The sequence below is a fragment of the Pseudomonas sp. CFBP 8772 genome (assembly GCF_014841665.1).
GTDB lineage: Bacteria > Pseudomonadota > Gammaproteobacteria > Pseudomonadales > Pseudomonadaceae > Aquipseudomonas > Aquipseudomonas graminis_B.
This window is the reverse complement of sequence record NZ_JACYUI010000002.1, coordinates 186,372-211,514: the sequence shown is the minus strand read 5'-3', so window position 1 is coordinate 211,514 and position 25,143 is coordinate 186,372. Positions and strand designations below refer to the sequence as shown.

Annotated in this window: 23 protein-coding genes; 11 read left to right on the top strand and 12 right to left on the bottom strand. The window is 60.7% G+C overall.

Annotated elements, in window-relative coordinates; translation table 11 throughout:
• Positions 1–53 precede the first annotated feature (53 nt).
• Together IFT99_RS04580 and pdxR are read right to left on the bottom strand one after the other, a co-directional pair.
• Complete coding sequence (locus tag IFT99_RS04580; protein WP_192130630.1) at positions 54–1,265, bottom strand: YeeE/YedE family protein; 1,212 nt, start codon at positions 1,263–1,265, stop codon at positions 54–56.
• 91 nt (positions 1,266–1,356) lie between these two features.
• Positions 1,357–2,904 (bottom strand): MocR-like pyridoxine biosynthesis transcription factor PdxR, encoded by a 1,548-nt coding sequence (pdxR, locus tag IFT99_RS04575; RefSeq protein ID WP_192130629.1) that lies wholly within the window; start codon positions 2,902–2,904, stop codon positions 1,357–1,359.
• An 89-nt stretch (positions 2,905–2,993) separates the two neighbouring features.
• Between pdxR and IFT99_RS04570 the strand changes: the two genes are divergently transcribed.
• From IFT99_RS04570 to IFT99_RS04560, 3 genes are read left to right on the top strand one after another with little or no spacing between them, the layout of a single operon-like run.
• A complete protein-coding gene (locus IFT99_RS04570; RefSeq protein WP_192130628.1) occupies positions 2,994–3,635 on the top strand; it encodes an FMN-binding negative transcriptional regulator in 642 nt (213 codons plus the stop codon).
• Entirely contained in the window at positions 3,628–4,074 is a 447-nt protein-coding gene (locus IFT99_RS04565) for a GNAT family N-acetyltransferase (RefSeq protein WP_192130627.1), read from the top strand. Before IFT99_RS04570 ends, IFT99_RS04565 begins: the two co-directional genes overlap by 8 nt.
• 17 nt (positions 4,075–4,091) lie before the next feature.
• Positions 4,092–4,763, top strand: coding sequence for a GNAT family N-acetyltransferase (locus tag IFT99_RS04560; RefSeq protein WP_192130626.1), 672 nt, complete (start codon positions 4,092–4,094; stop codon positions 4,761–4,763).
• Positions 4,764–4,896: 133 nt separating this feature from the next.
• Here IFT99_RS04560 and oadA read toward each other — a convergent pair whose 3' ends face one another.
• Together oadA and IFT99_RS04550 are read right to left on the bottom strand one after the other, a co-directional pair.
• Positions 4,897–6,705, bottom strand: a complete 1,809-nt coding sequence (oadA, locus tag IFT99_RS04555; RefSeq protein ID WP_192130625.1) for a sodium-extruding oxaloacetate decarboxylase subunit alpha — start codon at positions 6,703–6,705, stop codon at positions 4,897–4,899.
• A gap of 103 nt (positions 6,706–6,808) precedes the next feature.
• A complete protein-coding gene (locus IFT99_RS04550) occupies positions 6,809–8,224 on the bottom strand; it encodes an acetyl-CoA carboxylase biotin carboxylase subunit (protein WP_192130624.1) in 1,416 nt (471 codons plus the stop codon).
• A 195-nt stretch (positions 8,225–8,419) separates the two neighbouring features.
• Between IFT99_RS04550 and IFT99_RS04545 the strand changes: the two genes are divergently transcribed.
• Complete coding sequence (locus IFT99_RS04545) at positions 8,420–9,370, top strand: LysR family transcriptional regulator (protein WP_192130623.1); 951 nt, start codon at positions 8,420–8,422, stop codon at positions 9,368–9,370.
• Here IFT99_RS04545 and IFT99_RS04540 read toward each other — a convergent pair.
• From IFT99_RS04540 to IFT99_RS04530, 3 genes are all read right to left on the bottom strand, one after another.
• Entirely contained in the window at positions 9,324–9,554 is a 231-nt protein-coding gene (locus IFT99_RS04540) for a PA3496 family putative envelope integrity protein (protein WP_192130622.1), read from the bottom strand. The two genes, IFT99_RS04545 and IFT99_RS04540, sit on opposite strands and share 47 nt — an antisense overlap.
• A gap of 109 nt (positions 9,555–9,663) precedes the next feature.
• The gene (gene hexR, locus IFT99_RS04535) at positions 9,664–10,530 is read right to left on the bottom strand and encodes a transcriptional regulator HexR (protein WP_065988147.1); all 867 of its coding nucleotides are present in this window, start codon (positions 10,528–10,530) and stop codon (positions 9,664–9,666) included.
• 117 nt (positions 10,531–10,647) lie between these two features.
• Positions 10,648–12,444, bottom strand: coding sequence for a putative bifunctional diguanylate cyclase/phosphodiesterase (locus tag IFT99_RS04530; RefSeq protein ID WP_410928360.1), 1,797 nt, complete (start codon positions 12,442–12,444; stop codon positions 10,648–10,650).
• Between the two features lie 440 nt (positions 12,445–12,884).
• Between IFT99_RS04530 and uvrD the strand changes: the two genes are divergently transcribed.
• From uvrD to IFT99_RS04515, 3 genes are all read left to right on the top strand, one after another.
• Positions 12,885–15,068, top strand: a complete 2,184-nt coding sequence (gene uvrD / locus IFT99_RS04525; RefSeq protein WP_192130621.1) for a DNA helicase II — start codon at positions 12,885–12,887, stop codon at positions 15,066–15,068.
• A gap of 206 nt (positions 15,069–15,274) precedes the next feature.
• A complete protein-coding gene (locus IFT99_RS04520; protein WP_192130620.1) occupies positions 15,275–16,129 on the top strand; it encodes a Tim44 domain-containing protein in 855 nt (284 codons plus the stop codon).
• A 127-nt stretch (positions 16,130–16,256) separates the two neighbouring features.
• Complete coding sequence (locus IFT99_RS04515) at positions 16,257–16,664, top strand: SMI1/KNR4 family protein (protein ID WP_065988140.1); 408 nt, start codon at positions 16,257–16,259, stop codon at positions 16,662–16,664.
• Positions 16,665–16,724: 60 nt separating this feature from the next.
• Here the strand turns inward: IFT99_RS04515 and IFT99_RS04510 are convergent, their stop codons facing one another.
• Positions 16,725–18,479: a cation:proton antiporter gene (locus tag IFT99_RS04510; RefSeq protein WP_192130619.1), complete on the bottom strand. Its 1,755-nt coding sequence runs from the start codon at positions 18,477–18,479 to the stop codon at positions 16,725–16,727.
• Between the two features lie 310 nt (positions 18,480–18,789).
• Here IFT99_RS04510 and IFT99_RS04505 point away from each other — a divergent pair, with 310 nt between their 5' ends.
• Complete coding sequence (locus tag IFT99_RS04505; protein ID WP_065988133.1) at positions 18,790–19,275, top strand: acyl-CoA thioesterase; 486 nt, start codon at positions 18,790–18,792, stop codon at positions 19,273–19,275.
• Between the two features lie 19 nt (positions 19,276–19,294).
• Here the strand turns inward: IFT99_RS04505 and pdxY are convergent, their stop codons facing one another.
• Positions 19,295–20,161 (bottom strand): pyridoxal kinase PdxY, encoded by an 867-nt coding sequence (gene pdxY, locus IFT99_RS04500; RefSeq protein WP_192130618.1) that lies wholly within the window; start codon positions 20,159–20,161, stop codon positions 19,295–19,297.
• 134 nt (positions 20,162–20,295) lie between these two features.
• On the opposite strand from pdxY, the gene IFT99_RS04495 reads away from it, so the two are divergent.
• A complete protein-coding gene (locus tag IFT99_RS04495; protein ID WP_192130617.1) occupies positions 20,296–20,688 on the top strand; it encodes a DUF3301 domain-containing protein in 393 nt (130 codons plus the stop codon).
• A 20-nt stretch (positions 20,689–20,708) separates the two neighbouring features.
• Here IFT99_RS04495 and IFT99_RS04490 read toward each other — a convergent pair whose 3' ends face one another.
• Positions 20,709–21,671, bottom strand: coding sequence for a CobW family GTP-binding protein (locus tag IFT99_RS04490; protein WP_192131004.1), 963 nt, complete (start codon positions 21,669–21,671; stop codon positions 20,709–20,711).
• Between the two features lie 51 nt (positions 21,672–21,722).
• On the opposite strand from IFT99_RS04490, the gene IFT99_RS04485 reads away from it, so the two are divergent.
• Complete coding sequence (locus IFT99_RS04485) at positions 21,723–22,094, top strand: NADH:ubiquinone oxidoreductase (RefSeq protein WP_192130616.1); 372 nt, start codon at positions 21,723–21,725, stop codon at positions 22,092–22,094.
• A 12-nt stretch (positions 22,095–22,106) separates the two neighbouring features.
• Here IFT99_RS04485 and zigA read toward each other — a convergent pair whose 3' ends face one another.
• Positions 22,107–23,309 carry a zinc metallochaperone GTPase ZigA gene (gene zigA / locus IFT99_RS04480; protein ID WP_192130615.1) on the bottom strand — a complete coding sequence of 401 codons (1,203 nt, stop codon included), beginning with the start codon at positions 23,307–23,309 and terminating at the stop codon, positions 22,107–22,109.
• An 87-nt stretch (positions 23,310–23,396) separates the two neighbouring features.
• On the opposite strand from zigA, the gene IFT99_RS04475 reads away from it, so the two are divergent.
• On the top strand, positions 23,397–23,786 hold the full coding sequence (locus tag IFT99_RS04475; RefSeq protein ID WP_065988119.1) for a glutamine synthetase: 390 nt from the start codon (positions 23,397–23,399) through the stop codon (positions 23,784–23,786).
• 107 nt (positions 23,787–23,893) lie between these two features.
• On the opposite strand, the gene IFT99_RS04470 is transcribed toward IFT99_RS04475, so the two are convergent.
• Positions 23,894–25,132, bottom strand: coding sequence for an N-acetylmuramoyl-L-alanine amidase (locus IFT99_RS04470; RefSeq protein WP_192130614.1), 1,239 nt, complete (start codon positions 25,130–25,132; stop codon positions 23,894–23,896).
• Positions 25,133–25,143: the final 11 nt, after the last annotated feature.

Genomic DNA, 25,143 nt, shown 5'->3' with positions numbered 1-25,143 from the left:
GAGCGCTTGCCCGCAATCGCGGGCAAGCGCCCTCCTTCATTTAGATCACTCGATCAGCATCCGGTCAATACAGCGGGCCGACGCTCACCCGCAAAGAAGAACGGCCGAATCCTCACGCCCACTGCGTTGCCTGCGAAGGCAGCGACCAGCCAAAGCCAGCCGTGCAGGCTGCCTGAGGCGATGCCGCTGAAGTACGCGCCGATGTTGCAGCCGTACGCCAGGCGCGAGCCGTAGCCCAGCAACAGTCCGCCAATCACTGCCGCGATCAACGAGCGTGTCGGGATTTTCAGACTCGGGGCGAATCGTCCTGCAAGACCCGCCGCCACTGCCGCACCCAGCATGATGCCGATGTCCATGACGGTGGTGATGTCCTCCCACACCGGCGCGGCCAACGCCTTGGCGTTTGCCGGCATCTGCCAAAACGGCCAGCTGCCCACATCCACGCCCAAACCACCGGCGACCTTTGCGCCCCACAGCGCGAAAGCCGAGGTGATTCCCCAGGGACGACCTGCCAATGCCAGCGTGGCGTAATTGAGCAGCGCCAACCCTACCGCGCCCCACACCAGCGGCCAGGGGCCACGGAGGAAACGGCGCAAGCCAACGTGCTCACTGGTGACGGCCGCTTCCAGCTCCCCATGCCGACGCTTTTCCAGCGTGACGGTCACAAGGGCGATGACCGCGAACAGGGCCAGGCTCGTGAGCAGCGCGGGCATCACACCGAAGCTTTTGACGATGGAGGTGGCAGGAAACGACGGCAGCGAGAACCACCAATCGACGTGATGGGTGGCGATCAGCGAGCCAATGATGAAGAACAGCAGGGTCACGAGCATCCTCGCATTGCCGCCGCCGACGGTGAACAGCGTGCCAGACGCACAGCCGCCGCCCATTTGCATGCCGATGCCGAAGATGAAGGCGCCGAAGACTACGGACACACCGGCCGGGGCCACGAGGCCGGTGACCGGCGTGCCGAACAGCGTACCGGCACCCAGCGCGGGGAAAAACAGCACCACCGCGACGGCCAGCATCACCATTTGCGCGCGTAAACCGGCACCGCGTCGCTCGTTGATAAATACCCGCCAGGCCGAGGTGAAGCCGAACGCAGCGTGATAGAGCGTCAGGCCCAGCGCGGCGCCAACGATCAGTAATAGCACTTGCCTGCCGCCAACGGCCGATTGCAGGAAAAGAGCGCCGACCACCAACAAGAGGAAGGCGATCAGCGGCGCGCCAAGCTTGCGCTGCGGCGCCGCAGAGAGAAGAAGACTCATGGGCGTATCTCGGAGAAGGATTGCGATGGGCGCGAGTATACGCCGGTGCCTGCGGGATGACGCGCCGACGCCGCCACCGGCTTCAGCACCCTCAAACCCGCCAGACGCTTCGCAACCGCGCCAGCGCCGAGGCGATGTCGGCCTCGGGCACCGCCGCAAATCCCAACACCAGCCCGGCCCGATCATCCATCGGCGTTTCTGACTCCGGCAGCCAGTACTCACTCAACGGCGCGACCTCGACCCCGACACTTTCCGCTTTGGTCACCAGTTCGGTCTCACGCTCTAACGTGTCCACCGCGACCGTGACATGCAGCCCTGCAACCGGCTTGATCATCGGGCTGCAACCCGCAAGTTCATGGGGCCAGTCGGCCAGTAATGCGTCACGTCGACTCAAGGCAGCCCGGCGCATGCGACGGATGTGCCGCTGAAAGTGACCCGCCGCGATGAACTCGGCCATGACCACTTGCGTGCCGACCTCGGAATGACGCATGTCCACGGCCCGTCGCCGGCTGAACGGCTCTACCAGGTTGCGCGGCAACACCAGATAACCCAGACGCAGGGCCGGAAACGCGACCTTGCCGAAGGTCCCGACATACAGCACGCGACCGCTACGATCCAGCGCTGCCAACGGCGCCAGCGGGGCACCGCTGTAGCGGTATTCGCCGTCGTAGTCGTCTTCGACGATCCAGCCCTGATTGCGCTCGGCCCACGCGAGCAGTTCCAGCCGCCGCGCCAGACTCATGGTCACGCCCATCGGGTATTGATGAGAGGGCGTCACGTACGCCAACTTGCAGCCTGAGTCGTCGCGCCCCGGACTGCGCATGCCCTCGACGTCAACCGCCATGCCCTGCAACTGGGCGCCAGCCACTCCGAAGGCATGACCGGCTGCGCGGTACCCCGGATTTTCGATGGCCACTACGTCGCCCGGCTCCAGCAGCAGCTGTGCACAAAGGGTTATCGCCTGCTGCGCGCCATTGGTGATCACAATTTGCTCAGGTGCGCAGCGAAGATCGCGGGACGTCCTCAAGTAAGCCGCGATCAGCTCCCGCAAACGCCATTCGCCGGCCGGATCGCCATAGCCTAGATGTTGCAAGCCCGGCTTACGCCAGAAAGCCGCGTGCAGCTTGCCCCACGTGTCAAAAGGGAACAGATCGAATGCCGGAACCCCTGTTCGAAACGCCTTCGGCAGGCCGCTTTTCGGGGGTCGTAAATGATGCTGTTCCAGCGTGTTCATCGCCGTGCTGTGGATAAGATTGTTTGGCAATTCGGCCGATACCGTCGGCCATTTTGTGGATAAACCTGTTGATAAGCTTGGTGATAACCCTGTGGACAGGTGTGTGGATAGTTTTTTTGCGGCTGACGGTTTCTCCCTCAATTGCGCGACATAGGTGCCGTCCCCAACGCGGGTCTCGGTAAAGCCTTCAGCGTAAAGCTGCTCATAAGCGCGCATCACGCTGTTGCGCGAGATGCCGAGGGACAACGCCAGATCCCGGCTTGCGGGCAAGCGCGTGCCCCCGGACAAGCGACCGTCGAGGATACGCTCGCGCAGGGTCTGATAGAGCTGGCGGCTGAGGCCATGGCGGCGGTTCAGCGCGATGCCGGCGAAATCGAAGGTCAGCGCCGGCGTGGGTACGTGCATGGGATTGGCCCTATGAGATTGACCATAAATGGCTCTTACAACGAACCATTAGGCTGCCTAGGATTGGCCCAGCCGCCAAGGAAAATCTCATGTACACGCCCAGCTATTTCAAACTCGAGGACCTCGCCAGCCTGCACCGGCAGATAGAAGCCACGCGCCTGGCGACACTGGTCACTTTTGACGAGACCGGTGTGCAAGCGAGCCATATACCCTTGTTGCTCGAACCCACTCAGGGTCCACACGGCACGCTGTATGGGCATCTGGCCAAGGCCAATCCGCAGTGGAAAGCCCTGGAGACCGGCGCGCAAGCACTGCTGATTTTCCAGGGCGCAGACGCCTACATCAGCCCTTCTTTTTATGCCGCTAAGGCCGAGCACGGCAAAGTGGTGCCCACCTGGAATTATCTGGCGGTGCATGCCTATGGCCGTGCTGACGTGTTCACTGATCCCGCGCGACTGTTGCGGATAGTCACCGGCCTGACCGACAAGCACGAAGCCAGCCGCGCCGAGCCCTGGGCGGTCAGCGACGCACCCGCCGATTACATCGAGAAGATGCTCAACGGCATCGTCGGCTTCGCGATCCCCGTCGAGCGGCTGGAAGGCAAGCGCAAGCTTAACCAGAACCGCAGCGCCGCAGACATCGCGGGGGTAAGCAAAGGCCTGGCACTCAGCCAGGACCCATCCGATCAGAAAATCGCTCAATTGATGAACCAGGGAGCACCGCGTGTCTGACCTCCACATCCGTCCCGTCACCGCCGAAGACCAAGAAGCCTGGTTGCCGTTATGGCATGCCTATCTGAGCTTCTACAAAACCACACTGGCTGACGCGGTCACACAGAGCACTTGGCAACGGTTTCTGGACAGCAGCGAGCCCACCAACGCCGCCCTCGCCTGGCAGGACGGCAAGGCGGTGGGCATGGTGCATTTCATTTATCACCGATCCAACTGGAGCATCGGCAATGCCTGCTACCTGCAGGATTTGCTGGTGGTGCCGGAACAGCGCGGCACGGGCGTTGGCCGCCAACTGATCGAGTACGTTTACGCGACCGCCAAACGGGACGGCGCCGACAAAGTCCATTGGCTCACCCACGAGACCAACGCAACCGCCATTCAGCTCTACGAGCGCCTCGCGGAGCGCCCGGGCTATATTCAATTTCGCAAACCGTTGTAAGACCAGGAAATCTCGATATGTCGGATCTCACTCAGTGGCAACCGGCCAGACTGCCGAACACGCGCACGCTGCAAGGACGCTTCATCCGTCTCGAAAAACTCAACGCCGCCCAGCATGGCGATGGCCTGTGGGAGGCACTGGAAGGCCCGGCCGCTGACCGAAAATTGTGGGATTACCTGTTTGTGGGCCCGTTTCCAGAGCGCGGAGCATTCGATGACTATCTCGCAGGCCTGGAAGGCTCGACCGATCCGTGGTTCTACACCGTCATTGATCAACAGACCGGCGCCATCGACGGCTTTCTGGGCTTGATGTCCATCTTCCCGAGCGCGGGCCGCATCGAAATTGGCCATGTGACCTTCGGCGCGTCGATGCAACGCACGCCCAAGGCAACGGAAGCGGTGTACCTGCTGGCGAGGGAATCCTTTGCGCTGGGCAATCGCCGCCTGGAATGGAAATGCAACGCCAACAATTCCCGCTCCAAGCGCGCGGCCGAACGCTTCGGGTTCAGCTTCGAAGGCACATTCCGCCAACACGCGGTGTTCAAGGGGCAGAATCGGGACACCGCCTGGTACTCGATCATCGACAGCGAGTGGCCGGCAATACGGGAGGCGTTCGAAGCATGGCTGGCTGTGGATAACTTTAAGGATGGCCAGCAAATCAGGCCGCTGGAGCAACTGCGCGGCAAGTGAGCGCGTTGATACGAAACAGCCGAAGGCGCCCAGCTTCAGGCAAAAAAAGAGGAGCCACGAGAGCTCCCCCAGAGGTAATCGTTCAGCCTGCCGCGTCTGTGCGCGGCAGTCCGTCAATCTTGCAGCGGCTGTGTCAGCCCTCGATTTCGATCAAAATCTCGCCCGGGTTGACGCGATCGCCTTTCGCGACATGGATGGCCACGACCTTGCCGGCCACTGCCGCCTGAACTTCGGTCTCCATCTTCATCGCTTCGGTGATCAGCACCGCCTGACCGGCGCGAACGTCATCGCCCTCCTTCACCAGCACATCGACGATATTGCCCGGCATGGAAGTGCTGACATGGCCCGGCTTGCTGGCTTGCGCACGCTTGCCGATGCCGCTGCCAACGAACTCATTGAGCGGCTCGAACACCACTTCTTCCGGCATGCCGTCGATGGACAGATAGAAGTGGCGCTTGCCCTCGGCCTTGACGCCCACGCCAGTGATATCGACGCGGTAGCTTTCGCCGTGAACATCGATCACGAATTCGGTCGGAACGCCCTCGCCGCCTGCTTTAGCGACTGCGCCCGGCTCTGGAATCGGCAGCAAAGGCTCTGGCGCCAGCGTGCCCGCAGCACGTTCTTCGAGAAACTTGCGGCCGATGTCCGGGAACATGGCATAGGTCAGCACGTCCTCTTCGGTGGTGGCCAACGCGCCGATTTCGCCGCGCAGCTTGGTCATTTCAGGCTTCAGCAGGTCGGCCGGACGCACATCGATCAGCTCTTCACTGCCGATGGCTTGACGGCGCAGGGTCTCGTCCACTTGCCCTGGCGCCTTGCCGTAGCCGCCAGTCAGGTAAAGCTTCACTTCGTTGGTGATGGTTTTGTAGCGCTCACCGGCCAGCACGTTGAAAAACGCCTGGGTGCCGACGATCTGTGAAGTGGGAGTCACCAACGGCGGATAGCCCAAGTCTTTGCGCACCCGCGGAATCTCGGCCAGCACTTCGCCCATGCGGTTCAACGCGCCCTGCTCTTTGAGTTGGTTGGCGAGATTGGAGATCATGCCGCCCGGGACTTGATTGACCTGGACGCGGGTATCGACCGCCGTGAATTCGCTCTCAAACTGGTGATACTTCTTACGCACCGCGTAGAAATACAGACCGATTTCCTGCAGCAGCTCCAAGTCCAGGCCGGTGTCGAATTCGCTGCCTTTGAGGGCCCCGACCATCGACTCGGTGCCCGGGTGGCTGGTGCCCCAGGCGAAGCTGGAGATCGCGGTGTCGATGTGGTCGGCACCGTTTTCGATGGCCTTGAGCTGGCACATCGCGGCCAGGCCCGCGGTGTCGTGGGAGTGAATGAACACCGGCAGCGATTGCTCGGCCTTCAGCGCCTTGACCAGCTCGCCCGTGGCATAGGGGGTCAGCAGACCGGCCATGTCCTTGATCGCGACGGAATCACAGCCCATCGCTTCCATTTCTTTGGCTTGCGCCACAAACGCGCCAATGGTGTGCACCGGGCTGGTGGTGTACGCAATGGTGCCTTGAGCATGTTTCCCGGCAGCCTTCACCGCTTCGACCGCGACGCGCAGATTGCGCACGTCGTTCATGGCATCGAAGATCCGGAACACGTCGATACCGTTGTCCGCTGCCTTGGCGACGAATGCCTTGACCACGTCATCGCTGTAGTGTCGATAGCCCAGCAGGTTCTGACCGCGAAGCAGCATTTGCAGACGGGTGTTGGGCAGCGCCGCGCGCAGTTGGCGAAGGCGCTCCCACGGGTCTTCCTTCAGAAAGCGCACGCAGGCGTCGAAGGTCGCACCGCCCCACACTTCCAGCGACCAGTAGCCGACTTTATCGAGCTTGTCGCAGATCGGCAGCATGTCCTCGGTGCGCATGCGGGTCGCCAACAGAGACTGGTGGGCGTCGCGCAGAATAGTGTCGGTGACGAAGATTTTCTTGGACATGTTCGGATCTCCTTTTAGCTTCAAGCGGCAAGCTACAAGCGGCAAGTCACAGCGGATCGGCTTCAACTTGCAGCTTGCGGCTTAGCGCTTGCAGCTGGCTTTTTTATAAGCCCGCATGGGCAGCGATGGCGGCGGCGATGGCCAGGGCCAGCTCTTCGGGTTTGCGCTTGATCGAGTAATGGGTCAGCTCGGGATGGCTCTCAACGAAGCTGGTGTTGAACTGGCCGCTGCGGAATTCCGGATTGCGCAGGATTTCCTGGTAGTACGCGGCCGTTGTCTTCACCCCTTGCAGACGCATGTCGTCCAGCGCGCGCAAGCCGCGGTCCATAGCCTCTTCCCAGGTCAGCGCCCAGACGATCAGCTTCAGGCACATGGAGTCGTAATACGGCGGAATGGTGTAGCCGGTGTAGATCGCCGTGTCGGTGCGCACGCCGGGGCCGCCGGGCGCGTAATAACGGGTGATCTTGCCGAAGCTCGGCAGAAAGTTGTTCTTCGGGTCTTCCGCGTTGATGCGGAACTGCAACGCGAAACCGCGATGGATGATGTCTTCCTGCTTGACCGACAGTGGCAGCCCCGACGCAATGCGGATCTGCTCCCGCACGATGTCGATCCCGGTGATTTCCTCGGTGATCGTGTGCTCGACCTGTACGCGGGTGTTCATTTCCATGAAGTACACCTCGCCCTCGGCCAGCAAGAACTCCACGGTGCCGGCGTTCTCGTAGCCCACAGCCTTGGCGGCCCGCACGGACAGGTCGCCGATGTAGGCGCGCTGTTCCGGCGTCAGTTGCGGGCTTGGGGCGATTTCGATGAGCTTCTGGTTGCGGCGCTGGATCGAGCAATCACGCTCGAACAGGTGCACGACATTGCCGAAGCTGTCGCCGAGGATCTGCGCTTCGATGTGCTTGGGATTGACGATGCACTTTTCGAGAAAAACTTCAGCCTTGCCGAACGCCTTGGTGGCCTCGGAAATGACCCGGGGGAACGCCTGCTCCAGTTCTTCCCGGCTGTTGCAGCGACGAATGCCGCGACCGCCGCCGCCGGAAGTGGCCTTGAGCATGACGGGGTAACCGATGCGATCGCCTTCGACCAGTGCTTCGGCGATGTCGGCCACATTGCCCTCCGTGCCGGGCGTCACCGGTACGCCGGCCTTGATCATGCTGCGGCGGGCCTCGGTTTTGTCGCCCATGCGGCGGATCACTTCAGCGGACGGGCCGATGAACTTGATACCCCGTTCGGCGCAGATATCCGCCAGCTCTGCGTTTTCCGACAGAAACCCGTAACCGGGGTGCAATGCGTCGCAGCCGGTTTCAACGGCGAGATTCACCAGCTTGCGAGGGTTCAGATAGCCTTCGAGGGGCTCCGAGCCGATGCCGTAGGCTTCGTCGGCACGCTTGACGTGCAGCGCGTGACGGTCCGCATCGGAATAGATCGCCACCGAGCGGATGCCCATTTCGGCGCAGGCGCGCACGATTCGGACAGCAATTTCCCCACGGTTGGCGATCAGGATTTTTCTTATCACTGGTATCTCCTCGACCGATTAGCAGACGGACCAGATGACTGGCCAATACCGCGCGACATTCCGTAACTGCATGTTGCTCGCAGGTGAAGCCACCCTATGACGAATCAGCAATTAACAAAAATGAGTAAATATTTGGTGAACCATAAGTAAAACCTTATAGTTGCCAGTATCAGTTAGCCGATTAAGGGCAGAAGGATGCGTAAGTCACTGATGCGCATGACATTGCGTCAACTGCGTATTTTCAACGAGGTCTGTGATTTGCGTTCTTACAGTCGAGCGGCTGAGGAAATGTCGCTGACCCAGCCGGCGGTGAGCCTGCAGATGCGTCAGTTGGAAGAGTTGGTCGGCCAGCCGCTGTTCGAATACGTGGGTAAAAAGCTCTATCTCACGGAGGCCGCGGAGGCGCTGCAGCTCGCCAGTCGCGACATTTTCGGTCGGCTGGAGAACCTCGACATGCAGCTGTCCGACATGCAGGGCTCGCTGCAGGGGCAGCTCAAACTGGCGATCGAATCCAGTGCCAAGTATTTCGTCCCCCACCTGTTCGCAGCCTTCAAGCGCAAATATCCGGAGGTGATGCTCAACCTCACGGTCGTCAATCGGGCGCAGGTGATTCGGCGACTCTCGGATAACCGCGATGATCTGGTGGTGATGTCGATGGTCCCCCAGGACATGGGGCTGGAGTTCTTGCCCTTTCTGAATAACCCGATTGTGGCCGTCGCGCCGCCGGATCATCCGTTGACCTTGCTCGCCAATCCGACGCTGAAGGACCTGGAGGCGGCAACGCTGGTGGTACGCGAACAGGGCTCGGGGACGCGCAAGGCCTGCGAGGAGTATTTCAAGGAGAAACGCGTTCACTTCGAGCACACGCTGGAGGTGTCCTCGGCGGAAGCGCAGCGTGAATGCGTGGTGGCGGGGCTCGGCGTCGCACTGCTGACGCGCCATGCACTGAGCCTGGAACTTGCCACTGGCACGCTGATTGAGCTGCCAGTGGCCGAATTGCCGCTGTACCGAAGCTGGTGCGTCGTACAGGCACGGGACAAACGTCTGTCGCCGGTGGCTCACGCGTTCCTGTCATTCATTCGGACAGAGCGTACGCAGATCAGCGAGCTGGTCGCGCGCTTTGATGGACACCTTCCGAAGCGCTAGCGCTCTGCCAGAAATGGGCGCTGGCGCTGTCCAGGTAGCTCGAGAGTTCCTGGTTCAGGCGACGCTCTTCGGAATGGCTTTCGATCGCACGCCGGAACGCCATGCGGCGCTGGTCTTCCTGCTGACGGCGGGTCTTGGTGCTGGAGGTGCTGTGCTGCTGCGAGTCATCGTAGTGCCGAGGCATATCCTGTCTCCCATTCGTGTGCGGGAGTACAGAGTGGCGGGATGCGGTGACGATCAGACGTCGGAAGCGTTACAGCTTGGTGAAGGTTTCAGCATTGCGCCGGTTCAGCTCAATCTTCGGACGATTTGATCGATTTCGGCGACAACCGCAGGCTGCGCAAGCTGCGCTTCACGCTTTTCAGGTGGTTGACCAGGCTCGGACCGCGCGCCATCGCGACGCCCATCGCCAGGACATCGATGACCACCAAGTGCGCGATACGTGAGGTCAACGGCGTGTAGATTTCGGTGTCTTCGTGCACGTCAATGGCGAGATTGACCGTGGACAGCTCGGCCAATGGCGTCTGACTCGGGCACAGGGTGATCAGGTTGGCGCCGCTTTCGCGCACCAGGTTGGCCGTGATCAGCAGGTCCTTGGAGCGACCGGACTGCGAGATACACACCGCGACGTCAGTGGGCTTGAGCGTCACAGCCGACATCGCCTGCATGTGCGGATCGGAGTACGAAGCTGCCGTCAGTAACAGACGGAAGAATTTGTGCTGGGCGTCAGCCGCAACCGCACCCGATGCGCCGAAACCGTAGAACTCGACCCGATGCGCCGCCGCCATGACCGTCACCGCTGCCTGCAAGGCATGGGGGTCGAGCTTTTCGCGCACTTCTATCAGCGTGTGCAGCGTGGTGTCGAAAATCTTCAGGCTGTAATCGGCGACGGAATCGTCTTCGTGGATAGCGAACTGCCCAAAGCTCGCGCCGGCGGCGAGGCTTTGCGCCAGCTTGAGTTTCAGATCCTGAAACCCGGTGCAGCCAATGGCGCGGCAGAAACGCACGATGGTTGGCTCACTGATCCCGACCGCATGCGCCAGGTCGGCCATGGAGCTGTGCATCACGGCCGCCGGATCGAGCAGCACGTGATCGGCTACTTTCAGCTCCGACTTGCGCAAGAGATGGCGTGACTGGGCGATGTGCTGCAACAGATTCAAAGGACAGGACTCAAGTGAAGGATGGGCCGGGCTGTAGCTTTCTTGTAGTTATACTACATGACCTGCAAACCGCACAGTTAAACGATCTTCCCGTGGTCAACCGATCGGTGTTGAGGGTCAGGTCGCTTTGTAGTGTAGGGCTTTTCGCACAGGACTCCAGGCTTCAGCCAGACAACTGCGCAGGATGCCGCCCATGACGCTGGCCTCCACCGGGCGACTGATCAAGTAGCCTTGAACCTCGTCGCAACCATGAGCCCTGAGAAACTCCAGTTGCTCGCAATCTTCCACGCCCTCGGCCACAACCCTGAGGTCAAGACTGTGGGCCATCGCAATGATTGCCCGTGTAATCGCCGCGTCTTCCGCCCCTTCGTTCAAACCGCGGATGAAGGCCTGGTCGATCTTCACGCAATGCACTGGAAATCGCTTCAGATAGCTCAACGATGAATAGCCGGTGCCGAAATCGTCGATGGCCAATTTCACGCCGAGTGCGCGCAGTTGCTGGAACGTGGTGATGATGTGCTCGACGCTCTCCAGCAACTGACTCTCGGTGAGCTCAAGCTCCAGGTATTCCGGCTTGAGCCCGGTTTCTTCCAGCACTTGCCTCACGAGGCTGACCAGCTTGCCCTGGCGCATCTGATGCACCGAGAGATTGACTGACACCCTGATCGGCGCGAGCCCCTCCCGCTGCCATTCACAGGCCTGATGGCAGGCTTTGCGCAGCACGAACTCCCCGATGTTGGCGATCAGACCGGTCTCCTCCGCCAGTCCGATGAACTCGCCGGGCGAAATCAGACCGCGCTCGGGATGACGCCAGCGCACCAGTGCTTCTGCCGAGTTCAGGCGCCCGCTTTCCAGCTCCAGCTTCGGCTGATAAAACACTTCCAGCTGCCCTTCTGCGATCGCGCGACGCAGTTGGATTTCCAGCTGCAAACGACCGGGCGTGCCCGCCTCAAGGCTTTCGGTGTAGAACTGAAAATTGTCGCCGCCCAGGTGCTTGGCATGTTGCATGGCCATGTTCGCCTGGCTGACCAGCGCGGCGATGTCTCGAGCGGAACCCGGCAGCAACGCAATGCCGATAGAGGCACTGACCACCAGCTCATGGCCGGACACCGATATCGGCGAGCGCAGCTTGGCCAGCAGACGCGTCGTGATCCGCGCCATTGTGGTCAGGTTGCCGTGGCTGTCGAATAGCACGGCAAACTCGTCCGCCGACAAACGCGCGACGGTATCGGCGTCCGCTACGTGGGCGTTCAGCCGGCGCGCGACGAGGCGCAGCAACTGGTCAGCGATGTCGTGACCCAAGCTGTCATTGAGCAATTTGAAGCGATCAAGGTTGATGTGCAGCAGGGCCAGCGTTCGCCCGCCATGACGCGCACGCTGATTGGCCTCGCGCAGCCGCTCGTTGAACAACGCCCGATTGGCCAGGCCGGTCAGCTCATCGTAATGGGTCAGATAGCGTGTACGCTCTTCGTACTGGCGCGTCAGCTCGCGATTCAGCTCGTCACTTTTGGCCTGGGCCTGTTGAAGGTGCTCGATGAGCGCCACGTTCTGAAACCGCCGGATCAGGCCCCGCTCGATCAAACGGTTGACCTGCGCGGCCACCACGATCAGCGCCAGCAGCAGAATCAGGCCGAGCCAGCCCCAGCCATGGCATTGTGGGTCGCCGGTCCAGAACAGATAGAAGATGGGCGGCAGCAGGCACGGCAGCGTGAAGGTGAGGAATGCCGGAATGCTCACCGCATAGGCCACACTGGCAGACAGCGTCGCGGCGCCGATCAGGCCGAACACCCAGGCCTGTTGCGACAGGCTTTGCGCGGGCATCAGCACCAGCGCGGCGCTGGACAAAGTGAAACCGCTGACACAGGCGCCGGCCAGAAACATGCGATTCCAGATTGGCTGTGAACGACGATCCATTGATGCCGACCTGAACGCTGCGACCTGCAGCACGCGCAGACTGACCAGCGCTGACAGCCATCCCAGCCAGACGCCAACCAGCACGTAACGCTCGGGGCTCCAGAGCAGCCATGCGCAGAGCAAACCATTGATGAACATGAACAGGGTCGGCAGGAGCGATCCCTGATAGAGAAGGCGGGTGCGCTCGGCGGCAAGCTGGGTCGCGAACTGCTTGCAGATGACACGGCGTGTCGCCACGGAGTCGGCCGGGGCTTCGGAGCTTAAGGTCATGGCGTTTCTTATAATTGGTGGCCTTGAACGTTCGCGGAGGATACACAAGGGACCGTCGAGACCAAACAGTCATCAATTAAAATCTACAGACGGCAAAATGCGACCGACAACATCACGACCGGCCAGCGTTAGGGTTTGCCCATGCCCTCACGGCACCCTAGAATGCCCCGATGCGCGATGACCTCTCCCTTCTGCTTAACTCCCTCAACGATGCCCAACGCCAGGCCGTAGCTGCCTCCGTGGGTCGTCAGTTGGTCCTGGCCGGCGCTGGTTCCGGCAAAACCCGTGTGCTGGTGCACCGTATCGCCTGGTTGATCCAGGTCGAGAACACCTCGCCGCACTCGATCCTGTCGGTGACGTTCACCAACAAGGCCGCTGCCGAGATGCGCCATCGCATCGAGCAACTGATGGGTATCAACCCGGCCGGCATGTGGGTGGGCACCTTCCACGGCCTGGCGCACCGTCTGCTGCGGGCGCACTGGCAGGAAGCGGGTCTGAACCAGAGCTTCCAGATCCTCGACAGCGATGACCAGCAACGACTGGTCAAGCGCGTCATGCGCGAGCTGAATCTGGATGAGCAGCGCTGGCCGGCACGGCAGGCGCAGTGGTTCATCAACGGGCAGAAGGACGAAGGGCTGCGTCCCAAACACATTCAAGCCTCGGGCGATCTCTTTCTGACGACCATGAAGTCGGTCTACGAGGCCTATGAAGCGGCCTGTCAGCGCGCCGGCGTTATCGACTTCTCCGAGCTGCTGCTTCGCGCGCTGGACCTGTGGCGCGATAACCCGAGCCTGCTTGCGCACTATCAGCGCCGTTTCCGTCACGTGCTGGTGGACGAATTCCAGGACACCAACGCCGTTCAATACGCCTGGCTGCGCCTGCTCGCCCAGGGTGGCGACAGCCTGATGGTGGTCGGCGACGACGACCAGTCCATCTATGGCTGGCGCGGGGCGAAGATCGAGAATATTCATCAGTATTCCGAAGATTTCCCCGACACCGAGACCATTCGCCTGGAGCAGAACTACCGCTCCACCGCGAGCATCCTCAAGGCCGCCAACGGCTTGATCGTCAACAACACAGGGCGTCTGGGCAAAGAGCTGTGGACGGACGTCGGTGATGGCGAGCTGATCAATCTCTATGCCGCGTTCAACGAACACGACGAAGCGCGCTACGTGGTCGAGACCATCGAAAGCGCAATCAAGACCGGTCTGGCGCGCAGCGATATCGCCATTCTGTATCGCTCCAACGCCCAGTCGCGGGTCCTCGAAGAGGCCTTGCTGCGCGAGCGCATCCCGTACCGTATCTACGGCGGCCAGCGATTCTTCGAGCGCGCCGAAATCAAGAACGCCATGGCGTATATGCGTCTGCTGGACGGGCGTGGTAATGATTCGGCGCTGGAGCGGGTCATCAACGTCCCGCCCCGCGGTATTGGCGAGAAAACCGTCGAAGCGATTCGCGAGCATGCGCGCCATGCCGACGTTTCCATGTGGGAAGCCATGCGCCTGCTGGTCGCCAACAAAGGCTTGACCGGTCGTGCAGCGGGCGCGCTGGGCGCGTTCATCGAACTGATCGAAAACCTCGCCGCCAAGGCTGCGGACATGCCGCTGCATCTGATGACCCAAACGGTGATCGAGCAGTCCGGCCTGATCACGTACCACAAGGAAGAGAAAGGCGAGAAAGGCCAGGCCCGGGTGGAAAACCTTGAGGAACTGGTCAGCGCCGCGCGCGCCTTCGAGAACAGCGACGAAGAGGAAGACCTGACGCCACTGGCTGCCTTCCTCGGCCATGCCTCGCTGGAGGCCGGCGATACGCAGGCGGACGAGCACGAAGACAGCATTCAGCTGATGACGCTGCACAGCGCCAAAGGTCTGGAGTTTCCGTACGTGTTTCTGGTGGGCATGGAAGAAGGCCTGTTTCCACACAAGATGAGCCTGGAAGAGCCGGGGCGTCTGGAAGAAGAGCGTCGCCTGGCTTACGTGGGCATCACCCGCGCCATGCAGCATCTGGTGATGACCTACGCAGAAACCCGACGCTTGTACGGAAGCGAAACCTACAACAAGGTCTCGCGCTTCGTACGGGAGGTGCCGGCCAATCTGATTCAGGAAGTGCGGTTGTCCAACAGCGTGACCCGGCCGTTCGGCGGTTCCAAAACCATGGCCCCGAGCCGCTTGTTCGATGGCGAAGCCATTCCGCAGAGCCAGTTCTCCCTGGGTCAGCACGTGCAGCACGCGGTGTTTGGTGAAGGCGTGATCCTCAACTTCGAGGGTTCAGGCGCTCAGGCACGGGTCCAGGTGAATTTCTCGGAAGGCAGCAAGTGGCTGATGCTGGGGTACGCGAAGCTCGAGCCGGTGTGATCGGCAACTGCCGATGCGTTGATGCCCCACTTGCATTCCCACATCCACCCCCCATCTTTCCTACAGAACTTTCTTCACCTGCCTACAACCCAAGTGGGACAGGCAGGTGAGGATCCACGCAAAAGCCGGAAACATATGGCCGCTGGTCATCCCCATGTGTCCTGTGCAACATGGCGCGCGTGCAATCCACAAACGGGAATTCCCTTATGCAACGTTTTCTTAGCATCGCTCTGGCAATGATTATCGGGCTCACCATGAGCCTCGATGTCAACGCTGCGCGTTTCGGTGGTGGCAAGAGCATGGGCTCGGCGCCAAGTCACCAGGCGCGTCAAACAGCTCCTTCTACTCCTGCCGCAGCACCTAATGCCGCCGGCCGTCCTGCGCCTGCTGCGGGCGGTGCTTCCAAATGGCTGGGCCCATTGGCCGGTCTCGCCGCCGGTGGTCTTCTGGCCTCCATGTTCATGGGCGGTGGCTTCCAGGGCATGCAGTTCTTCGACATTCTGATCATGGCGATCATCGCCTTCGTGATCTTCCGCTTCATCGCGGCGCGTCGACGCAAACAGCAGCCACAGATGGCTCCCGCCGGTGCTCCTTACCAGCGTGAAACCTTCGAACAGCCACAACCGGCCCAGAATTCGATCTTCGGCGGTTCCGCTCCAGCAGCGGCAGCCCGTCCGGTGATCAACGCACCGGCCTGGTTCAACGAAGAACGCTTCATCGAGGCTGCGCGCAGCCACTTCCAGTCGCTGCAACAGCACTGGGACGCGAACGAGATGGACAAAATCTCCGAGTTCGTGACCCCGCAGATGCTGCAGTTCCTGAAGAAGGAACGCGCCGATCTGGGCGACGGTTTCCAGTCCACGTTCATCGACAACCTCAACGTGCAACTTGACGGTCTGGACGATCGTGCCGACAAGACGATTGCCACGCTGACGTTCAATGGTGTGTCGAAAACGTCGCGCTTCGACCAGGGCGAGGTCTTCAGCGAAAGCTGGAACATGGAACGCGCTCAGGGTGACAACCAGCCTTGGCTGGTGGCAGGTATCCGCCAGAACGGCTAATACCGCTGAGCTGCTTCAAATGAACCCCGGACTTGTTCCGGGGTTCTGTTTTTAGAGAAGCCAAGTTAATTTGGCGATGCCTTTGAGCTACTGTATAACCCGCGCAAATCGTTAGAGGATCCACGTCGTGGAAGAAGTCATTGAACAACTCCGTGAAGCCAATGAACCGGTCCCTGTCCCGCTTGAGCTGCCTGATGAAGATCAACTGGTCGAGGTTGAGGAGCAACTGTTCATCAATATCCCCTTCGTCTTCAAAGAGTTCTTGCTGACCGTCAGCGACGTGGTCTACGGCAGCCTTGAGCCCGTCACCGTCACTGACCCGGGCTCGCACACGTACCTGCCGGAAGTGGCGGCGACCGCGTGGGACATCGGCGTGCCGCGCGAGCTGATCCCGATCTGTCAGGACGGCGAGGATTACTACTGCGTTGAAGAAGACGGCACTGTGGTGCTGTGGTCTGGCGAAGAAGAACTGGTCACCGAAGAAAGCTGGGAATCCGTCTGGCACTGGGCGCGCGACGTCTGGCTGGAAAGCTGAGAAGCACAGCCGCCCTCCTCAGTCAGCCTTGAGGCACGAACCTCAAGGCTGATTCAGCGCTCATGACTCAGGGTGATTGCCCAAGGTTTCAAGCAACGCGATCTGCATGCGCGTATGCACCCGGATGAACCAGCGCCACAACACGGCAGCCACCACGGCCGCCACGACCACAATCAGCATCAGCCATTCGCGCGTCGGCAGCATGCTGGATGACAGCAATGCGATGAGCAGAAAAATCACCATCAATGACAGCAGCGGGATCACTTCGGCGATCACCCGACGGACACGCGCGGTGTGCCTGCCCGCCATCTCCGGCTTCACGCTCATCTCTGCCAGCAGCATGGACAGCGCCTTGAGCTTGCGATAAGCCGCGATCAGGAACGGCAGGGAAAGCAGCAAGCACCCACCCCAGATCCAGGCTTTTTGCTGCCCGACATCGCTGACCCAATCGCTGAAATAGACGCCAATACGCTTCGCGAAGAATGCGCCGGTGAAGAAGATGGCGATCACCAAAGCCAGATTGATCCCGACTTGCAGCAGGATCTTGCGGATCATCGCTGCCAGCACGGCGCCTTGCCCCTGCGGCTGAATGCTGCGCAACCACTCTCCGTATAGGCCAAACACCCGCGCCATGCGTGCAGGAACAATAGCGCCCAGTGTGTGGGACAACGGGTCTGCTGCCCGGATGAGGTAAGGCGTCAAGAGCGTCGTTATGGCAGACACCGCCACGGCGACCGGGTAGAGAAAATCGCTGGTAACCTGCAGCGTCATCCCCAGCGCTGCGATGATGAAGGAAAATTCGCCAATCTGTGACAGCCCCATGCCCACCCGCAGCGAGGTCTTGCCATCATTGCCCGCGATAAAAGCACCCAGCCCGCAGGAAATCATCTTGCCCAGCACCACGGCAACGGTGATCACGGCGATGGGCCAGGCGTAATCGAGCAGGATTTTCGGATCGATCATCAAGCCGATTGCGACGAAAAAGATCGCGCTGAACATGTCACGGATGGGCTCGACCAGGTGCTCGATCTTCGCCAGTTGCCTGGATTCAGCCATGATCGCGCCGATGAGAAACGCCCCCAGTACCATGCTGTATTCGAGTTTGACCACCAGCAGGCAAAACCCGAAGCACATGCCCAGCACCGTGATCAGCAGCATCTCGTTGCTGTCGAACTTCGCCACATAAGCCAGCAATCGCGGCACAACCAGAATGCCGATGACCAGCGCGACGATCATGAACAGCGACAGTTTGCCGACCGTTGAAAACACCTCGCCGGAACTGACCGTGCCGCTCACGGCGATGCCTGATAACAGCGCGATGATGCCAATGCCGAGGATGTCTTCGACGATGAGCACGCCGAAGATCAGCTGGGCGAAGCGCCGGTTTTTCATCTTTAGGTCGTTGAGCGCTTTGACGATGATGGTGGTGGACGAGATCGCCAGAATGGCACCGAGGAACAGAGAATCCATGGTATTCCAGGCGAAGAACTGGCCGATTTCGTAACCGATCCAGATCATCAGCATGATTTCGAGAAACGCGGCGATAAACGCCGTCGCACCCACCTTGAACAGTTTGCGCAGGCTGAATTCCAGGCCAAGACAAAACATCAGAAAGATTACGCCGAGTTCGGCGAGGGTCTTGATGGTGTCTTCGTCGTGGATGAGGCCAAAAGGCGGGGTGTGCGGGCCGATGATAAAGCCGGCGACAATGTAGCCGAGTACGACGGGTTGCTTGAGCCGATGAAACACCACCGTTACGACGCCAGCGACGAGCATGATCACAGCCAGGTCTTGAATGAAACTGATGGCATGCATGGGCGCTGCTCCTGCTGGCAATCGGCGAAATATGCGTATCTGCCTGAAAGAGGGACGACTGCTGTACGAAAACTCGCCAACGAGGTCCGATTATTCTGACTGAGACGCAGGATTTACCCCATCCAAGGGCTTCCGCAGGTTAACACCGCACAAAAGCGCGAGAAGCCAGTGCAATATATGGAAACAGATGGGTGCAGGGCGTGACGGCGGAGCGGCCGTTGGCGTCCCGGTATCGATGGTTTTGTAGCCAATCTGCAATTCGAGCACCTGAGCAAGGTGCCTTCTGACCCTTTTAGACCGTGAGCACGCTATGGAACCCGGAAACGCCCAGCTGTCGATGACTGTATTGATGACCCCGGACATGGCCAACTTCTCCGGCAACGTGCACGGCGGGACGCTGCTGAAGTACCTCGATGAAGTGGCTTACGCGTGCGCGAGCCGTTATGCGGGACGCTATGTCGTGACGCTGTCGGTGGATCAGGTGATTTTCCGTGAGCCGATTCACGTCGGCGAGCTGGTCACGTTCCTGGCATCGGTCAACTACACCGGCAATACGTCGATGGAAGTGGGCATCAAGGTGGTGACCGAAAACATCCGCGAACGCTCGGTTCGTCACACCAACAGTTGCTTCTTCACCATGGTGGCGGTGGACGACCAGCGCAAACCTGCCGGCGTACCACCGCTGACGCCGACCAACAGCGAAGACAAGCGCCGTTACGTGCAGGCACAACAACGCCGCCAGATCCGTCAGGAACTGGAGAAGCGTTATCGTGAAATCAAGGATGAGCCCGTTTAAGCCAGCGCCGGGATTCGCTCTACAACCGGACGGCTTCGAACTTGACGCGCGGGTGAGCGATTCGGTCCTGCGCGCGCACCAGCTCCAGCTCGTAGCTGCCGCAGGCCTGGGTTTCCAGCAGCACCTCATGCACTGCTGAGGCCGCGAATTCGAAGGCGCTGCGCAGGTCGTCACCCAGCAGAATCCGGGACAGGAACAGCCCGGACGTCAGGTCGCCCACACCGACCGGCTGCCGAGGGAATGCCAGCAGCGGTCGGCGCAGGTGCCAGGTTTCGTGTTCGGTCACGAGCAGCATCTCAAAGCCGTCTGCAGGTTTCTCCGGATAGGCCAAGTGTTTGACGACCACCGCCTTCGGACCTCGGGCCAGCAACGCCCACGCCATGGCCACGCAGTCGAGCAACGATTCGGGTTTGCGGCCGGAGAAGCTGTCCAGCTCCAGCTGATTGGGGCACAGAAAGTCGGCGACTGCAGCGGCCTCGTCCAGCAGGAAATCGCTGACCTCTTGGGGCACGATGCAACCCTTCTCCGGGTGCCCCATCACCGGATCACACAGATACAGCGCGCGCGGGTTGGCACGTTTGATCTGCGCAACGGCGCTCAGAATCGCCCGCCCCTGCGCTGCGCTGCCCAGATAACCCGACAGCACCGCGTCGCAATTCCCCAACTCGCCTATCGCGGCAATCCCCTCGACCAGCGCCGGAATCTGCTGCGGCGCCAAGACTTCCCCCGCCCAGTGGCCATACTGGGTGTGGTTGGAGAACTGAACGGTATTCAACGGCCAGACATTGATGCCGATACGCTGCATAGGGAACACGGCTGCGCTGTTGCCGGCGTGACCAAACACGACGTGCGACTGGATGGCGAGTAGATGGGGCGTGCGTTTCATGACAGGTTCCTGAGACCGGGAAGGCACAGTAGTGGCGATGCAGGACGAAGTGAAGCGAAATTAAACTTTCGGGCTATGGCTGTCTGTCACCCGACGCAGTTAAGCTGCAAGTCTTCTGTTGGAGTTCCTTTTCCATGCTGACCCTGGGCAACATTTTCGTCCTCATGCTGCTGGCGACCGCCGGCGCCTGGCTGTGGCACGCCCATGGCCTGCGTGAACGGGCGCTCGAACGCGTCAAACAGCACTGCGCCAAACTCGAGCTCGAACTGCTCGACGGCAACGTCGCGCTGAAGAAACTCGCTTTCAAGCGCGACAATGAGGGCCGCAAGCGCCTGGCACGGGTGTATAACTTCGAGTTCACCGTCACCGGTGAACATCGGCATCCCGGCACGATCACCATGTTTGGTGCCCATGCGGCGCAGATCGAACTGGCGCCCTACCCGTTCGAGATCAAAGACCCCAAGCCCACGGCCGAAATTATCCAGCTGAGCCAGTGGCGTCAGGAACACAACAAGTGGAAACAGTGATCCGCTGTGGATAACTCGCTTTAAAGCAGACAGGCCGCCAGTGCTGTCTGCAAAGCGGCCTCGTCCTGGGGCTTCTCGAAGATCAGCTCAAGGCGAGAGTCTCTGCGCCACTCACTCGACGTCCATTCCAGCGAACTCCCGTTTAGCGCATTGCCTGAGATCCACCCCTTCTCGCTGTGGATAACCAGCTTGGCGCGCCGCCAGCCCAAGGGTTGCAGCCAGCCTTGCACCTTTGCCGCATCGAATACCCGCTCAGGGTGCCAGCGCCAGCCAATGCTCCAGCCCTCCGCCTGTTGCTGGCTCAGGCACACCGGCGCCATCGGGTCCGACCACGTTGCGGGGAGTTGCGCCAATGACCGGGGGATGGCCGGATTGTCGGAGCCAGCGTGAGCGTTGACGTCGATGCCGGGCAACGCATTCAGAGACAACGCGCCGTGATCAGTCCAGCGCAGCGGCCGAACAGGCAGTCCATCTGTAATCGCCGTTCGCGTCGACGCGTCCAGTCCATCAGACTTGTTCAACACCAACAGGCCCGCCTGCGCCAGGGCGTCTTGCTGGGTGTCAGGCAGCGTTTTGCCCTGGGCGAGCGCCTGGGCGTCGAGCACCATGACACTGGGCTGGATCGCCAGCACGCCGATCCAGGGCGTTTCATGTAGTTGCTTGATCAACTGAACCGGATGCCCCAGCCCGGAGGGCTCGATGAGCAGGCGGTCCGGTCGGGCCTTGCGCAACAACCGGCCGAGCCCCACCTGAAAAGGCGCGCCGTTGACGCAGCACAGGCAACCGCCAGCCACCTCACCAAGTGCGATACCATCGTCGCCGGTCGTCAGCAGTGCCGCATCCAGGCCTATCTGGCCGAACTCATTGATCAGCACAGCCCAGCGCTCGTGCGCAGGTTTCTGCTTGAGAAGATGCCTGATCAGGCTCGTCTTGCCAGCACCTAAAGGGCCTGCAATGACATGAGTGGGGATGTTCTGCAGCATGTCGGCCATTCTTGAGTTCGCTCCTGAAGTGAGCGCTGACGGAGGTAATTGATGCGAATAATCAGGCTGCCCATAGGGCTGGCGTGGGCGCTGCTGGCGATGACGTCGGCGCAGGTCTGGGCCGAGTCGTGCGTTGTACACAGCCAAGGCGACCGAGTGGATGTCAAGGTCTGTCAGGAAAACCTGAACATTCCGCCAGACCTGTTCCATGACGGCTTCTGCAAACCCCAGCTCAAGGATCAGAAAACCGAGGTCACGTATTCGGAACAGTGCCCTTCCGGTTCATTTGGCCAGTGCAGCAACGCGCAGGTGGCCAATATGCCTTATCGGCAGAACATTCACTATTACGGCGTGGCCAGCGACGCGGCGTTTCTCAAACCGTTCTGCGAGCAGCAGAGCAAAGGCATCTGGAAAACGCAGTAAGTCGGACGGGTTTTAGGCCGCGTCGCCATACCAGTCGCCGAACGGATCAGGCATCGAGCGCCAGCACGCGACGCCGGCCGCCATCTCGGCGTCGGTCAGCAAGCATTCATCCAACTCGGCAGCCAGCCGACCGAAGTCGATGTTCTGACCGATGAACACCAGTTCCTGACGGCAATCACCGGTCTCCGCCTCCCAGCTGCGCATGATCACCTGCGTGCTTTCGTCATCCTGCGGCCACTGCGCTTTGGGCACGAAGCGCCACCAACGACCGGCGAAACCATGACGCATCAAGCCGCCGGCCTGGGACCAACTGCCGGCGTCCTCGTGCTTGCTGGCGAGCCAGAAAAACCCCTTCGAGCGCAGCAGACGGCCGTTTTCCCACGGCGCATTCAGGAAGTCGAAAAAGCGTTGGGGGTGAAAGGGCCGACGCGCCCGATAAGCCGTGGATGCGATGCCATACTCTTCAGTCTCCGGCACGTGTTCGCCACGCAATTCCTTGAGCCAGCCCGGTGCCTGCGCCGCACGCTCGAAGTCGAAACGGCCCGTGTCGAGAATCTTACCGAGGGGCACGGCGCCCATGACCATGGGCAGAATCTCCGCCTGGCTGTTGAGGCGACGCAAAATGGCCATCAGTTCCCGGCGATCGGTAGAGCTGATCAGGTCGATCTTGCTGATCAGGATCACGTCGGCGAACTCGACCTGCTCAATCAGCAGATCAGTGATCGCCCGCTCGTCCTCCTCGCCCAGGGTCTCGCCACGTGTAGCCAGGCTTTCTGCAGCGTTGAAGTCCTGCAGAAAATTCAGGCCATCGACCACCGTCACCATCGTGTCGAGACGGGCAACATCGGCCAGGCTCCGGCCCTGTTCATCACGGAAGGTAAAGGTCTCCGCCACGGGAAGCGGCTCGGAAATGCCCGTGGACTCGATCAGCAGATAGTCAAAGCGGCCTTCATGGGCCAGCCGGCTGACCTCTTCCAGCAAATCTTCGCGCAGGGTGCAGCAAATGCAGCCGTTGCTCATCTCTACCAGTTTTTCTTCCGCCCGATTGAGGCTGACGTCCCGCTGAACTTCGCTCCCGTCGATGTTGATCTCGCTCATGTCGTTGACGATCACCGCGACGCGCAGGTTTTCGCGGTTGCGCAGAATGTGGTTCAGCAGCGTGCTTTTGCCCGCGCCAAGAAAGCCGGACAGAACGGTAACGGGAAGGCGGTTCATGAAGGTTTCACCAGAGTACGGTTGTGATCGCTTTTTACGTTATAGTATAACGATACAAAGGCGCTAATCTTTTTTGAAGGCAGCTTCATGACGCGGTGGTTTGGGTTGTTGGCAGGGTGTTCGCTGGTGCTGAGTACGCAGGCGTTCGCCCTGCCACCCTCGCCCAGGCTGGACAAGTCGTTGTGCACGCGCACTGCGACGCTGTTGGCCTGCACCGATGCCGACGACAACACGTACAGCGTGGCGGTGGCAGGGAAGACGATGTTCGTGCGCGGCTTCGAAAGCGTGGGCAAGCGCCGCTGGGCGCAGACCAACAGCCGTTATGGCTCGCTGACGTTTTTTACCGGGCTGGCATCGGACGGCGAGACGTGGGTGGGTTATACCCGGAAAGTGGGGTGGACGACGATCAGTCGGGTGTCCAGTTCAAGCGGGAGCCGGACCAAGATTACCTGCGACCGAGTGATGGGCTGTCGGTGACCCCGATTCCTCGGCGCTCCCACAATGGGTGTTCAGCCAGGTGCATCTGCAGTGGTGTCAAGTTTGATGAGAGCGAACTTGCACATTCTGCCTCATGATTTAGTCCGTCAGACCAACGCCTCATTCGCCTTTTGCGCTTGGCGCCAAGCCACATATGACCCTGCTGGCGGATTGCGCTCGAAGTAGCGCTTCATGCCATCAAACAAACCATCGGCCACGGCCTGCTGATGACGCGCGGTGACGAGGCGCTGACTGTCACGGCTGTTGGAGATGAAGCCGGTCTCGACCAGAATCGATGGGACATCCGGTGATTTCAGCACCGCAAAACCGGCCTGTTCCACGCGCTTTTGGTGCAGCGTCGTGATCCCTTCCAGGCTGCCCAGTACGGTGTGACCCAGATCCAGACTCGCGGCGATCGTGGCGTTCATCGACATGTCGAGAATCACACCGGCCAGCATCGGATCCTTGTCTTTCAGGTTCAACAGGCTGTTCGCGCCGATCAGGTCGGCGCCGTTTTCACGCTGGGCCATGAAGCGCGCTGTCGCGGAGGTCGCGCCGTTCTCCGACAAGGCAAACACCGACGCGCCGGAAGCCGTCAAACGGGGCGCTGCGTCGGCATGGACCGAAATGAACATGTCAGCGTTGTATTTGCGCGCGACGTCCACGCGCTTGCGCAGCGGAACGAAGAAGTCGTCATTGCGAACCAGGCGCACATCAAAACCCTTTTCGCGCTTCAAACGCTTGGCGAGCAACTGCGCGATGGACAGCACGACGTCTTTCTCCCGCTCACCCTTCGAGCCGACGGCGCCAGGGTCTTTGCCGCCGTGGCCTGCGTCGACGACCACCATGATGTCGCGCTTGGAACGGTCCCTTCCCGCGGACTGAGCGAGAGGCTCCTTCGCTAACGGTGCGGCTGCAGCCAACTGCACCGGCGGACGGGCAAGTACGTCATGCCCCAGATCAAGAACCAGCCGGTTGCCTTGCGCGCCATCGGGACCCAGCAGGAAGCTGTTGATCTGCACGGGGGATGTCAGGTCGAGCACGATGCGCGTATCGCTCTGACCGAAGTGGCCGGAACGAATGGACTTGATCGGCGTGTTTTCCAGCGCCAGCTGACTGAAGTTGCCCTCAAGCCGCGCGCCGCTGACATCAATGATGATCCGCTCGGGCGCGCTGAGCGTGAAGGTCTTGTACTGCACCGGGCCACTCAGGTCGAACACCAGACGCAGCTTGCTATCGGAACGCCACAGTCGAGCGTTTCGGATCTGCGTCGCGTTGACTGAGAATGGAAGCGCAAAGGCGGCGCTGGCCAAAAGCATGTTGAGCAGCATTTGACGTCGGTGCATGGCACGTTCCG

Bases quoted from the DNA above. Each gene is read 5' to 3' on its own strand.
- IFT99_RS04540 (WP_192130622.1), bottom strand. From the start codon at position 9,554: ATGCCTCGGCACTACGATGACTCGCAGCAGCACAGCACCTCCAGCACC.
- IFT99_RS04495 (WP_192130617.1), top strand. From the start codon at position 20,296: ATGCTGACCCTGGGCAACATTTTCGTCCTCATGCTGCTGGCGACCGCC.
- IFT99_RS04530 (WP_410928360.1), bottom strand. From the start codon at position 12,444: ATGGATCGTCGTTCACAGCCAATCTGGAATCGCATGTTTCTGGCCGGC.
- zigA (WP_192130615.1), bottom strand. From the start codon at position 23,309: ATGAACCGCCTTCCCGTTACCGTTCTGTCCGGCTTTCTTGGCGCGGGC.
- IFT99_RS04485 (WP_192130616.1), top strand. From the start codon at position 21,723: ATGCGAATAATCAGGCTGCCCATAGGGCTGGCGTGGGCGCTGCTGGCG.
- IFT99_RS04545 (WP_192130623.1), top strand. From the start codon at position 8,420: ATGCGTAAGTCACTGATGCGCATGACATTGCGTCAACTGCGTATTTTC.
- IFT99_RS04475 (WP_065988119.1), top strand. From the start codon at position 23,397: ATGACGCGGTGGTTTGGGTTGTTGGCAGGGTGTTCGCTGGTGCTGAGT.
- IFT99_RS04505 (WP_065988133.1), top strand. From the start codon at position 18,790: ATGGAACCCGGAAACGCCCAGCTGTCGATGACTGTATTGATGACCCCG.
- IFT99_RS04520 (WP_192130620.1), top strand. From the start codon at position 15,275: ATGCAACGTTTTCTTAGCATCGCTCTGGCAATGATTATCGGGCTCACC.
- uvrD (WP_192130621.1), top strand. From the start codon at position 12,885: ATGCGCGATGACCTCTCCCTTCTGCTTAACTCCCTCAACGATGCCCAA.
- oadA (WP_192130625.1), bottom strand. From the start codon at position 6,705: ATGTCCAAGAAAATCTTCGTCACCGACACTATTCTGCGCGACGCCCAC.
- pdxR (WP_192130629.1), bottom strand. From the start codon at position 2,904: ATGCACGTACCCACGCCGGCGCTGACCTTCGATTTCGCCGGCATCGCG.
- IFT99_RS04580 (WP_192130630.1), bottom strand. From the start codon at position 1,265: ATGAGTCTTCTTCTCTCTGCGGCGCCGCAGCGCAAGCTTGGCGCGCCG.
- IFT99_RS04570 (WP_192130628.1), top strand. From the start codon at position 2,994: ATGTACACGCCCAGCTATTTCAAACTCGAGGACCTCGCCAGCCTGCAC.
- IFT99_RS04470 (WP_192130614.1), bottom strand. From the start codon at position 25,132: ATGCACCGACGTCAAATGCTGCTCAACATGCTTTTGGCCAGCGCCGCC.
- IFT99_RS04560 (WP_192130626.1), top strand. From the start codon at position 4,092: ATGTCGGATCTCACTCAGTGGCAACCGGCCAGACTGCCGAACACGCGC.
- pdxY (WP_192130618.1), bottom strand. From the start codon at position 20,161: ATGAAACGCACGCCCCATCTACTCGCCATCCAGTCGCACGTCGTGTTT.
- IFT99_RS04490 (WP_192131004.1), bottom strand. From the start codon at position 21,671: ATGCTGCAGAACATCCCCACTCATGTCATTGCAGGCCCTTTAGGTGCT.
- IFT99_RS04510 (WP_192130619.1), bottom strand. From the start codon at position 18,479: ATGCATGCCATCAGTTTCATTCAAGACCTGGCTGTGATCATGCTCGTC.